This is a genomic window from Bosea sp. F3-2 (assembly GCF_008253865.1).
In the GTDB taxonomy this organism is placed as follows: domain Bacteria; phylum Pseudomonadota; class Alphaproteobacteria; order Rhizobiales; family Beijerinckiaceae; genus Allobosea.
In genome coordinates, this window is record NZ_CP042331.1 from 2,115,271 (window position 1) to 2,126,768 (window position 11,498).

Consider the following 11,498-nt stretch of genomic DNA (forward strand, 5'->3'; position numbering starts at 1 on the left):
TCTTGGCCCTAAAGGGCGCTCCCCGCGCGTCACGCCCGATGGACCGCGATATCGAGCCAACCGAGGTCGTTTACCGTGAGCACATCGCGCTCGCCGACCAATACGGTGGTAGTTTCGGCTTCGATCAGAGCCGGTCCGGTGACGCTCGAACCAGGTTGCAGCGTCTCGAAGGCATAGACCGGAACCTCCACCTCTTCGTCGAGATAGATTTTGCGTCGTGCTTTGGGGATTGGGGTGCCGGAACCTGCGATCGGCTGGCTTGCCTCAGAGATCCGCTGGACGTCTCCGACGGCGGAGACGCGTGCATTCACGAATACGACTTCCTGTCCCGGGGATGAATAGGTGTAGAGCTCTTCATGCTTGCGATGGAAGCGCTCCTCGATTTGCGTCACAAGATCCGGGGACTGGAAATCGATCCCCTCTAGATCCACGTCGATCTCGAAGATCTGCTCGCCATAACGCATCTCGGAAGAGCGCTCGATCCTGACCGTCCCGTCGAACCAGCCCTGCATCCTGGCGCGCGCCGCTGTCTCCATCTCACCAAAGACGGCCTGAATGGCCGGAGCGTCCAGTGCACCAGATCCGATGCTGGTTCTGCCAATCTCGTATCGAAGATCACTAGCCAGCATGCCCCAGGCAGAAAGGACCGAAGCCGCAATCGGGACGATCACCCGCGGTATTTCGAGCTCTCTCGCAACTTCAACCGCATGGAGGCCGGCCGCGCCTCCAAAACTAACCATAGCGAAGCGCCTCGGGTCGACACCTCGGCGCAGCGTCATCAGCCTGATGCCGTCCGCCATCCCGAGGTTGACCATACGATATATTCCGGCCGCGGCCTGCTGGAGCGAGATGCCGAGAGCTTCAGCGATCTCGTTCACCGCTGCATCCGCGGCCGCGCTGTCCAGCTTGCGCCGTCCCCCCATGAAAGTGTCGGCGCCAAGATAGCCAAGCACCACGTTGGCGTCCGTCACCGTCGCCGATACACCGCCATTGCCGTAGCAAGCGGGGCCGGGCTGTGACCCCGCACTCGCTGGGCCGACGCTCAGAGTTCCCCCGGCATCGACTGCCGCAATTGATCCGCCGCCTGCGGCGATGCTGGCAATGTCTAGGCTACGGAGGGCGATGCGCTCGCCTGCCAGACCAGCATCTGCCGTCAACATCGCCCGACCATCCGCGATGAGTGAGATATCCGTGCTCGTCCCCCCCATATCGAAAGGAATGAGATCCGGGAGCCCGAGCAATTCGGCACTTCGGCGACATCCCGCGATACCACCCGCTGGGCCGGACAACACGGTGCCCGCAGCTAGACGCGACGCTTCCTCGATCGGAGCCATCCCGCCATGCGAGAGAATGATGAAGAGGCTTCCAGCAAAGCCGCCTTCCGCAAGCCGCTGCCCGAGATTGCCAAGATAGTGCTTTACGGCCGGTCCAACGTAACTGTTCACGACAGTAGTCGAGACCCGTTCAAACTCCTTGATCTGTGGCCACACGTCGCTGGAACGCGAGACGTAAATCTCGGGCAATGCCTGACGGATCCGGTCGACCGTAGCTATCTCGTGAGCCGGATTGCGATAGGCGTGCAGATAGCAGACGGCGACGGAGGTGGCGCCGCTCGCACGGATCGCCTCTATCGCCTTGTCCAGCGAATCGCCGTCGAGCGGAATTCGCACGATTCCGTCTGGCCCAATCCTCTCGTTGACGCCAAAGCGCATCTCACGGGGCACGAGGGGCGCAGGCGGCGGACTGCGAAGGTCATATCGGTTCCCCTTCAGCCCCTCGCGCATCTCCAGCACGTCGCGATGCCCGTCGGTCGTGAGCAGCGCGACCTTAGCGCCTTTGCGTTCAAGCAGTGCATTGGTGGCAACGGTCGTGCCGTGAACGAGACGGGTCGTGCTGGCGAGCAACGCAGAACGGTCGAGCCCAACCTTGCGTGCGAGATCCTCCAGGCCGTTCATAACCCCGACAGACTGATCTGCGGGCGTGGAAGGCGACTTTGCAAAATGAGCTTGCTGATCCGGACCGACCACCACGAGATCCGTGAAGGTACCGCCAACGTCAATTCCGATCGTGTACATCGTCAAAGCCCCTTCCGGCCTTCCGAAATCAAATGCTGGAGCTGGTCGCGCGCAATCGCTGCAGGGTTGCGCTTCTCGGGCGCTCCCCAGCCTCCGCCACCTGCAGAACGGATCTCCAGCACGTCGCCTGGCGAGAGCTTGATCCCGACCTCCTTGGTCTTCAGCGGACGGGGAGCCTTGCCGGGCGAAATCAAACGATAGCTATGCGGCTGGCCATCCTCTCCACCGAGAAGGCCGCACGAGCCGTGTCGAATGCCGTCGCCCGCCGTGTTGGCCATTGCCGTCTTGGCGATCTCGAGTTCAAGATCGAGGGAGACGCCGAGGCCGCCCCGATGCTGGCCGCGGCCTCCCGAGTCCGTGCGATATTCGTGATGCCGGAAATGCAGCGGGAAACGCACTTCCGCGACCTCGATCGATCCGAACTTGATTCCGCCGGCGCTGTGCCATTCGCCGATCGATGACCAGCCGTCACCGTCCGGGGAGGCGCCGCCACCAGGTCGCGCCTGGAACAGGTGCCAGATGAACTCACGGCCGCTGCGGGGGTCCTCGCCTTGGATTGCCACCCTGAAGCGACGGCTCCAGCCCGCCATGGCCCGATCCGGGCAGCAGGCCGAAAGCGCCTTCATGATCGCCTCGACGATCTCGTTGGAGGGGTGGCTTGTGCACATCGTCACGGGCCGTCCGGGATCAGCCCAAACGATCGTCCCCTGTTTCGCAATTAGTTTCAGAGGCCGCAGTGCACCGTCGTTCTTTGGTGTCTGCGGATCGATCAGATAAGCGAAGGCCATCGCTGCTGCGGCCTGGGTATTGGCATGCGACGAGTTCACAAAGCTATTGGCCTGCGGATCGGACTCAGTGAGATCAACCTCGATCTCGCTGCCCCGCTTCGTCACCTTGGCGGCGATGCGAATATTCTCTCTTCCCCGGCCGTCGTCGTCGAGGAAAGCTTCGCCATGATAGACACCGTCCTTCCACGTCGAAACGACTGCACGGGCTTGTTGCTCAGCGGCGTCGAGGATGCTCTCCATAGCTGCGCGGACCATTTCCAGGCCAAACTCGCCGAAGAGCTTCTCGAGGCGACGTTGTCCAAGGTGCGCAGCTCCGACCATCGCAGCGAGGTCGCCACGGAAGTCAGGCCCGTTCCGAACGTTAAGAGCCAACATGTCCAGCAGGTCGTCGCGCAGCTTGCCTGCTTCGTAGAGACGCAGTGGCGGCACACGGAGTCCTTCCTGCCAAATCTCCGTAGCCTCTGGATTGTAGCCGCCGTGCGTCGCACCGCCGATGTCGCTTTGATGTGCACGAACGATCGTCCAGAGCACCCGCTCGCCATCGGCGAACACCGGGACGAAGGCCGTCAGATCGGGTAGGTGACTGCCGCCGCAGTATGGGTCGTTTAGGAGGAAAACGTCCCCTGGCGCGACATCCGAGAACCGCGCCTCGACAGCGCGCGTCGCCCACGGCAGTGCCCCGACATGAACCGGAATATGATCGGCCTGTGCGATCAGGCGGGAGCGCGTGTCGCAGATGCCGATCGAAAAATCGCGGCTGGAATTCAGAATCTGCGAATAGGAAGTCCGCAGCATTGCCTCGCCCATCTCGGCGACGATCGAGGAAAAGCGGTGTTGAACGACTGAACGCGTGATTGGATCGACCTTGGTCGACATCGGGACACCTTCCGATTGGCAGCAAGCCTCCGCGCCGCGCCCTGAAGCGCCGCGGGGTTATGCGCAGGGAGAAAATGAATTTCGGGATCTAGATGCTACATCGTCGGCGTTGCCGCTCTTGATGCCGTCTGTGCGTTGCGATCTGCCCCGCCCGACTGATTAGGGGGGCAGCCACAATAAAAACGGTTGGAATTGTCGTCGGCATGGCGCTCGCTCCTCACCGACCCAAATAGGCCTCTCGGACCCGCGGATCCTGCCTCAGTTGCTCGGCGCTGCCTTCCAGGACAACGTGCCCGGTTTCCAGCACGTAACCCCGGTCGGCTACGGCGAGCGCCAGGACCGTATTCTGCTCGACTACCAGGATAGTCAGGCCGGCGGCGGCGATGATCCTGATCCGCTCGTAAACCTCCTCTGCCAGCCTTGGGGCTAAGCCGAGAGACGGTTCATCAAGCAGGAGGAGGCGCGGGCGCGCCATGATGGCTCGACCAATCGCCAGCATCTGTTGTTCGCCACCAGACAGGGACCAACCAAGTTGACGCCGCCGCTCCTTGAGACGAGGGAAAAGGTCAAAGACGCGATCGAGATCGCTCGACGGCGATTGCCCCCATCTGCGCCAAGGTGTCGTCCCGAGCACGAGGTTTTCCTCGACAGTCAGGCCAGGGAAGATCCTTCGGCCCTCTGGCGCATGGGCAATGCCCATCATCACGCGCTTGTTGCTCGAACGGCCGGCGAGATCCTCGCCGTCGAATTTTAACGTTCCGGATTTTGGGCTATTCAGGCCAGATATGGCCCGAAGGAGAGTGGTTTTGCCGGCGCCATTTGCGCCGATGAGCGCTACCGTTTCGGAAGCCCCGATACGGATCGAGACCTCGTTGAGCGCGATACTGCCGCCGTACGCGACAACTAGCTTATCAGTCGCGAGCATTGGCGTAGCCTTCCCCCAGGTACGCGGAAAGAACGGCCGGATTCGACTGAATTTCCGCCGGGCTGCCTTCGGCAATCTTGCTGCCGAAGTTGAGCACGAGGATGCGTTGAGCCAACCTCATGACCATGCCCATGTTGTGCTCAATGAGGACAACGGCCAGTTCATGCCGCTCCCGCAGCGCTGTTAGACGTTGCATAAGCAGTTCGACCTCACCGGAATTCAGCCCCGCCGCCGGCTCGTCCAGGAGTAGAACCTTCGGTTGGCAAGCCAGCGCTCGGCACAGTTCAACCATTCGGCGCTGACCGTAAGAAAGGGCTCCAATCGGCCTGTCAGAGACGTTGCTAAGTCCCATTGAAGCAAGGATTGCGAGCGAGTCCTCTCGCAGCTGGCGATCACCGCGCTTGCCCCGTATCGCCGCACCGGTCATGACGTTTTCGATGACCGAAAGACGCGTAAACAGGCGTCCATGCTGGAACGTCCGACCGAGACCGGACCGGACCCGATCATGTGTGTACGCTTGGGTGATGTCATTTCCAGAGAGGAAGACTTTACCCGCAGAGGGTGGGGTCAGGCCCGTTAGCACGTTGAGGAACGTCGATTTCCCGGCGCCGTTTGGCCCAATCACCGCTACGAATTCGCCAGAGCCGACGGTGAAGTCGACATCTGTAAGGGCCATTAGACCGCCATATCGTTTGGAGATGTTGGAGGCTGCAAGCAGGGTCATGGCGTTGCGCCTCCTTGTTCGCGCCGACCTCGCAGACGGGCGACGAGACCGACAAGTCCAGTCGGAAGGAAAATCAGGATGGCCAGCAACATCAGACCGAAGAACGCGAGATACGCATTCCCCAGGAAGCGAAGCCATTCCGGCAAAAACGTCAGCAGAGCCGCGCCGATGATTGCGCCCGCGACGGTCCCCTCTCCACCAACAATGAGCATTGCCAAGTAGACGATTGAGTGGGCGTAGCTGAAATCCTCGGGCGCGACGAAGCGAACGTGCGTGGCGAAAAGCGATCCTGCGAGAGCTGCCAAAGCGGCAGAAATACAGAGCGCAGTGATTTTGATGCGGGTAACGTCGATGCCAGTCATGCGCGCGGCGATCTCGTCGTCGCGGACCGCCATCATTGCCCGGCCAAGAGCCGACTTTTGTAGCAGCACTGCGCCGGCGGCGCATACCGCCAGGAACATGACGCCGAGCCATAGGAAGCGTTGCTCGCTGTTGAAGGCGAAGCTACCGAGGTGGAGATCGGAAATGTTGGAAATGCCGTTAGTGCCACCGGTCAATTGGACCCAGTTCGTGAGCACGATGGTGAAGCTGACATTTAGGCCTAGCGTCGCGAGTGCGAGGTAGTGCCCACGCAAGCGAAGCAGCGGAAAGCCGATGAGAGCTGCAAAACCAATCGTGACTACAATGGCCACAGGTATGGCGAGCCAACCCGACCATCCAAGGGAAGTAGTCAGGATAGCGAGAGTATAAGCACCCATCCCAACAAAGGCCGCATGTCCAAGTGAGATGAGCCCCGTTAGCCCGAATGCCACATTAAATCCGATCACCGCGATCGCGGAGATCACCGAGATATTCAGCAAGCGAAGTCGATAATCCGTCAGGACAAAAGACAACAGCCCGCCGAGAAGAAGGATCGCCAATGGGAGAAAGAGGCTATCGTAGCGGCGCACGAGACTAACCCCTATCCTGGATGCGCTCGCCGAAAACGCCTTGCGGGCGCACGAGCAAGAACAGGATCATCACGACGAAGGCGATGAGATCCTTGTAGGCGGACGAGATGTACGACGCTCCCAGGAGCTCCGTGAGTCCGACGAAGAGGCCGCCAGCGATTGCGCCCGGAAGGCTCCCGAAACCGCCGATGATCGTTGCGGCAAACGCTTTCAGAGCAATCGGGTCGCCCATATTCACATCGGCGAACCACATCGGGCCGAGAAGGAGACCCGCAATGCCAGCGAGAACCGCCGCGAGGACCCAGGACAACACCAACAATACGTTGACGTTCAGGCCCATCAGGAGAGCGGCTTCGGTGTCTTGGGCCACGGCTCGCATGCCAATGCCCAAGGCGGTCTTGTAGAAGAGCAGCCAGATTAATCCCACGAGCACGCCGGTAACGACGACGACCATGGCAGCGTGAGCCGTGATCGCGGCGCCTGCGATATCGAATGTGATCCCATCCAAGGGCGAGGCAAGGCGGAACGGCCAGGAGCCGAAGCCGAGTAGCGCCGCATTTTGCATGACGATGCTGACGGCCACAGTCCCGATGATGACTGTAGCGACGGGACTATTTCGCAGCGGCATATACACAGCGGCGAAAAAGAGAGCCCCGAAGCCTGCCATAGCGATGAGCGCCGCCGCGTAGCCAACTGGCAGGGAGAGCCCAAGGTTCGACAACATCGCCACGCCGGCAAATGTCCCGAACATGACAAACTGGCCCGCGGCAAAATTTACCACGCCCGTTGCCGAGTAGACGATAACGAACCCGATCGCCGCGAGCGCATAAACGCTGCCCAGCGCAAGTCCATTCACTAGTAGTTGGATGAAATCGGCCATTGTCCGCTCGTTTGTGCGATCCTGGGGATCGAGAGGTCCGCAGACTCGCCCGGCGATCACGCCGGGCGCCGCAGATGTTGCACAGCGCGTCGCCGTCGAAGTCTCAACTGTCTCAGTTGATCTTGATGGTTTTGACGAGTTCGAGTTCTTTGGTACCCGGCTTCGCTTTGACGACGGCCAGATCGAACACCCCGTTGCCCTTCTCGTCGAAGCTGTAGACGTGGCCGATACCCTGCCAGTTGCGAAGCGCAGCTAGCCAGTCGCGCAGCGCCTTTGGCTCAAGACCAACCTTGCGCATTCCCTCGGCCATGATCAGAGCGCCGTCGTAGTAAGCGAGACCATAGGGGTCGGGATCGATTCCGAACGTCTTCTTGTACCGATCGATGAAATCTTTCATGCGATCGCCTGCGCTGACATCCATATGCGCATCGACGACGCCCCAGACATTCTCTAGATCGCTTGCCGAAATCAGCTGCATCACCGCCGGAACAAGAGCCGATGACGACGTTACCAGCGGCAGCTTCAAACCGAGCATCTTTGCTTGGCGGAGAAAAAGCGCGCCGTCCTGCGGATAGTTAAAGAGGAGGATCACATCCGCGCCCTTGCCGCGAAGGCTGATGATCTGGGCCGAGAAATCCTTGTCCGTCTGACCGTAGGCTTCCATGCCGACAATAGGCGTACCAAGTGCTTCGAATTGCTTCGCGGCAACCTGCGCACCGCCTTGACCGAAGTCATTCTGGATGAAGATGATGCCGGGCTTCTTCGCCTTGAGGAGTTGTGCCGCTTCTACCATGCCGCGGGCTGAGACGAGATCGGCTGGGCGAACGCGGAACATCCATTCGTTGCCAGCCTCAGCAATCACGTCAGCTCCGCCAGCATACATAACCGGGGCCGCGACTTTCTTGACCTCTGGCGACACAGCCAAGTTTTGCGTCGAGTAGCTGGAAAGGAAGTAGAACGGCGACTTCACCTCCTGCGCCAGCTTCATGAATGCATTTACGGCAGTGCCATTCGAAGCCTGCGTGTCTTCAAAGACAATTTTGATCTTCCGCCCATTGATACCGCCAGCTGCATTGATGTCCTTCTCAGCCATCTGCAGAGCATTGTGATATTGCTTTCCCGTCAGGGAGAGCGGGCCGGTGATCGGCACAGTCGCGCCGATTGTAATGTCGCCCTGCTGCGCCATCGCACCGAAACCGCCCAGAGGCAGAACGGTGGCTGCGAGCATTCCCTTCAGCATTTGCCGCTTGGTTGTCATGAGCTGTTCCCCTTTTCGTCGAACGAACGCGCCTCAAAGACGCCTAACGATCCGCTTGACTCGTTCCGATTTTCGGAATAACATCCCGTAAATCGAGATAACTTAGACACCTCCTCGTTGGGTTGTCAATATTCGGTTAAGGGGAAGAGTGATGGCTTACGACAAGGATCAGGATGGACCGCTGGAGCGTTACTTGCGGCTGTTGGAGCTCATTGCAGCCTTCCCGGATCGCTTGGCTCTCGCGGACGTCGCCACTTTGTCCGATCTCCCCAAAACAACGGCGCACAGGCTGTTGAAGGGCCTCGTCAAAGCCGACCTCGCAATTGGCGGACAGGGCGGCCGGGCCTATTCAATCGGTCCACGACTATCCCGCATTCTGCACGCGACGGCGGATACAGGATGGCTTGAAACGATCGCACGTCCGATCCTTAGCAATTTGGCAGAAGTGTCTGGCGAAGCTTGCTATTTGACCAAACTGGTCGACAGCCGCGTATTCGTAGCGGCATCAGAAGCCCCAGAGGTTCGGTGGCGCAGCTACGTGCAGCCCGGCCACGAGATGCCCCCCCATGCAGCGGCCAGCGCGAAGGCAATCATTGCCTATCAGCCGGAAGACTTGGTTGCGCGCGCCCTGTCAGCCGACCTTCCCAAGCTCACCGCCAATACGTGCAACGATCCAGAGTGGATTCACGAGGAGTATGCCCGGGTGCGTGAGCGCGGACACGCGACGTGCATCGGCGAGGTCGATGAGGGGTTGGCGGCTATCGCCGCGCCAGTTCTGCAGCGCGACGGCCTCGTGCTCTACGCCGTCGGCATGTCCGGCCCCCTGCAGAGACTGATGGGAAACAACCTGGAGCAGAATATTTCTGCGCTCTCCGAATGTGCGGCATTGCTGGCGCGGAAGCTTTCATTCGGCGCCAAATTGGCCTCAGCATAGCCTACGTTCTTCCGAAGCGTGCGCCGAAGCCAACCAGAGTAGGTTTCAGGTTTGCCGCCTGTTGCTCGAAGCATCGTTATGATTGTGAGCTCACCCGCGATGTTCAATGTTGCCCCTGTGAGAGGCGGTTCCAGACGCCATTCTGCCAGGCCAGCGCGCAGGTCCGCTTCCACCTGATCCGCAGGCTCTAGGAGAACACCGCGATCATCATCCCCACCAAACTCGCGTTCGCCGATTAGCCCTAGATCCTCGCCGACGCCAAGGTGACGACCGCGATATTGATCGGCTCACGCATCACTGCGACATCATCGAGCCCGGCAACCGGAGCTGGCGCTTCGCCGGTATTGTATGAGGCGACGATGGACATGATACCTAGGCACTTTTTCCAGGAAGGCTCTAGTTGCGCGCTCGCGCTCCTGCTCAAGCGAACCGGAAATTTGGGAAGCCATGGCTGGACTCGTCATTGCAGGCCTCCAAATAGGCAGGCACGCCACCCGCGTAGATCATGAACACCCTGGGCTTGCCAGGTACATTCGATCCGTTCCACCACGATCTGGCCTTTGCGTAGAGCGTGCGCTCCGCAAGCTCGGCCAACGTCTTTACCCACGCATCTTCAGCTTCGAACGTCGGTTCGACACGCTCGCTTTTTCGTTCGTCGGCGCAGCGGATTAAGGATGCGATAAAATTGACGTTCTGTTCGATTGAACTGATGGCATTACTTCTGCCGATCGGACTGCCTGGCCCGGAAACGAGGAACAAATTTGGAAAGCCGGCAACGCCCAGCCCAAGATAAGAACGCGGGCCTTTCTGCCAATGCGTGGCAAGATCGTCCTCGATCTCGCCTTGGATCTTCATTCCGGAAATTGTGCCGGTGATGGCATCAAAGCCGGTCGCCAATACGAGCGCGTCGAGTTCGATCAAGCGCTCACCTAGAAAAAGGCCGTTCGACGCCGCACCGGTAATCGGCTGCTCCTTCAAATACACAAGCTCTACATTCGGCTGGTTGAATGCCTCGTAATAGCCCTGCTCCATACACACGCGCTTGGTACCAATTGGAAACTCGGTAGGCATTAGCTTTCGCGCAGTCTCTGGATCACGAACACGCTGCTTGATTTTTCCTCGCACGAACTCGGCCATCGTATCGTTGGCGGTCTGACTTGTGAGAAGGTCATTGAACGCCAGCATGATCGGGAAGCCGCCAGCCGCCCACCGTGCCTCATATTCAGTTTCTCGAGTTTCTGCATCGACGGAGAGCGCCGAGTAGTTATTGAAATCGCCAAGGAGCCCCCCGGGCATCTGCTTTGCTAGCCGTCTCCGCTCGGCGTAATCGGCCTTCCACTCCTGCTGAACTTGCTCGGTGAGCGGCATATTTCTCGCAGGGAGGACGTAGTTCGCCGTCCGCTGGAAGACCGTCAGTCGGCCTACCTCCCTGGCGAGCTCAGTTATTACCTGCACCCCCGTCGATCCGGTGCCGATTACGCCAACACGTTTTCCCGCCAGTGGTTCGAGTTTCCGCGGCCACTGCGCCGTATGGAGTAGATCCCCCTCGAATTTTTCGAGCCCGGGAATGTCCGGTAGGTTGGGATTTGTCAGCGACCCCGTAGCGAAGACCACGAAACGAGCCGAGTACTCCTCCCCGGAATCGGCAATGAGGGTCCATCGCTTATCGTGCTTTGACCAACGCGCGGACCGAACCATTACCCCGAACTCGATGTGCTCGCGAAGCTCAAAGCGATCGACGACATGCTCGGCGTAGCGCAGGATTTCCGCTTGGCCGGCGTAGCGCTCCGACCAACACCACTCCTGCTGCAGGTTTTCGGAAAATGAGTAGGAGTATTGAAGACTCTCGGTGTCGCAACGCGCGCCTGGATATCGATTGCGGTGCCAGACGCCACCAACGCCGTTGGTGGCCTCCAGCACGACGGCCGGTCGGCCGTTCTGCTTCATGAGATGAAGGGCATACAGTCCCGCGAACCCCGCTCCGACAATGATGACATCGACCGATTTCATCGGATCGCCTTCCTTATTGAGTGATACTCACTTCTTGGCGATTGTCGGGGAGCGACTGATGCGCCCCCTCGAGTGCAG

Annotated in this window: 10 protein-coding genes; 1 reads left to right on the forward strand and 9 read right to left on the reverse strand. The window is 59.8% G+C overall.

The annotated features are described in order from the left end of the window. Positions 1 to 29: 29 nt before the first annotated feature. The 7 genes from FQV39_RS09880 to FQV39_RS09910 form a co-directional block, all read right to left on the reverse strand. Positions 30 to 2,075, reverse strand: a complete 2,046-nt coding sequence (locus tag FQV39_RS09880; RefSeq protein ID WP_149133758.1) for a hydantoinase/oxoprolinase family protein — start codon at positions 2,073 to 2,075, stop codon at positions 30 to 32. Between the two features lie 2 nt (positions 2,076 to 2,077). Further along, on the reverse strand, positions 2,078 to 3,739 hold the full coding sequence (locus FQV39_RS09885) for a hydantoinase B/oxoprolinase family protein (RefSeq protein WP_149130134.1): 1,662 nt from the start codon (positions 3,737 to 3,739) through the stop codon (positions 2,078 to 2,080). 217 nt (positions 3,740 to 3,956) lie between these two features. Further along, positions 3,957 to 4,664, reverse strand: a complete 708-nt coding sequence (locus tag FQV39_RS09890; RefSeq protein ID WP_149130135.1) for an ABC transporter ATP-binding protein — start codon at positions 4,662 to 4,664, stop codon at positions 3,957 to 3,959. Beyond that, on the reverse strand, positions 4,651 to 5,388 hold the full coding sequence (locus FQV39_RS09895; RefSeq protein ID WP_149130136.1) for an ABC transporter ATP-binding protein: 738 nt from the start codon (positions 5,386 to 5,388) through the stop codon (positions 4,651 to 4,653). Before FQV39_RS09895 ends, FQV39_RS09890 begins: the two co-directional genes overlap by 14 nt. After that, complete coding sequence (locus FQV39_RS09900; RefSeq protein ID WP_187640231.1) at positions 5,385 to 6,338, reverse strand: branched-chain amino acid ABC transporter permease; 954 nt, start codon at positions 6,336 to 6,338, stop codon at positions 5,385 to 5,387. Before FQV39_RS09900 ends, FQV39_RS09895 begins: the two co-directional genes overlap by 4 nt. 4 nt (positions 6,339 to 6,342) lie before the next feature. Continuing rightward, positions 6,343 to 7,218: a branched-chain amino acid ABC transporter permease gene (locus tag FQV39_RS09905; RefSeq protein ID WP_149130138.1), complete on the reverse strand. Its 876-nt coding sequence runs from the start codon at positions 7,216 to 7,218 to the stop codon at positions 6,343 to 6,345. 112 nt (positions 7,219 to 7,330) lie between these two features. Beyond that, a complete protein-coding gene (locus tag FQV39_RS09910) occupies positions 7,331 to 8,476 on the reverse strand; it encodes an ABC transporter substrate-binding protein (protein ID WP_149130139.1) in 1,146 nt (381 codons plus the stop codon). 151 nt (positions 8,477 to 8,627) lie between these two features. Here FQV39_RS09910 and FQV39_RS09915 point away from each other — a divergent pair, with 151 nt between their 5' ends. Continuing rightward, entirely contained in the window at positions 8,628 to 9,410 is a 783-nt protein-coding gene (locus tag FQV39_RS09915) for an IclR family transcriptional regulator (protein ID WP_149130140.1), read from the forward strand. 241 nt (positions 9,411 to 9,651) lie between these two features. Here the strand turns inward: FQV39_RS09915 and FQV39_RS34130 are convergent, their stop codons facing one another. Next, positions 9,652 to 9,777, reverse strand: coding sequence for a hypothetical protein (locus FQV39_RS34130; RefSeq protein WP_282570289.1), 126 nt, complete (start codon positions 9,775 to 9,777; stop codon positions 9,652 to 9,654). Between the two features lie 53 nt (positions 9,778 to 9,830). After that, positions 9,831 to 11,420: a flavin-containing monooxygenase gene (locus tag FQV39_RS09920; RefSeq protein WP_149130141.1), complete on the reverse strand. Its 1,590-nt coding sequence runs from the start codon at positions 11,418 to 11,420 to the stop codon at positions 9,831 to 9,833. Positions 11,421 to 11,498: the final 78 nt, after the last annotated feature.

Coding starts and splice junctions, on each gene's coding strand:
- FQV39_RS09880 (WP_149133758.1), bottom strand. CDS start 2,075: ATGTACACGATCGGAATTGACGTTGGCGGTACCTTCACGGATCTCGTG.
- FQV39_RS09885 (WP_149130134.1), bottom strand. CDS start 3,739: ATGTCGACCAAGGTCGATCCAATCACGCGTTCAGTCGTTCAACACCGC.
- FQV39_RS09890 (WP_149130135.1), bottom strand. CDS start 4,664: ATGCTCGCGACTGATAAGCTAGTTGTCGCGTACGGCGGCAGTATCGCG.
- FQV39_RS09895 (WP_149130136.1), bottom strand. CDS start 5,388: ATGACCCTGCTTGCAGCCTCCAACATCTCCAAACGATATGGCGGTCTA.
- FQV39_RS09905 (WP_149130138.1), bottom strand. CDS start 7,218: ATGGCCGATTTCATCCAACTACTAGTGAATGGACTTGCGCTGGGCAGC.
- FQV39_RS09910 (WP_149130139.1), bottom strand. CDS start 8,476: ATGACAACCAAGCGGCAAATGCTGAAGGGAATGCTCGCAGCCACCGTT.
- FQV39_RS09915 (WP_149130140.1), top strand. CDS start 8,628: ATGGCTTACGACAAGGATCAGGATGGACCGCTGGAGCGTTACTTGCGG.
- FQV39_RS34130 (WP_282570289.1), bottom strand. CDS start 9,777: ATGTCCATCGTCGCCTCATACAATACCGGCGAAGCGCCAGCTCCGGTT.
- FQV39_RS09920 (WP_149130141.1), bottom strand. CDS start 11,420: ATGAAATCGGTCGATGTCATCATTGTCGGAGCGGGGTTCGCGGGACTG.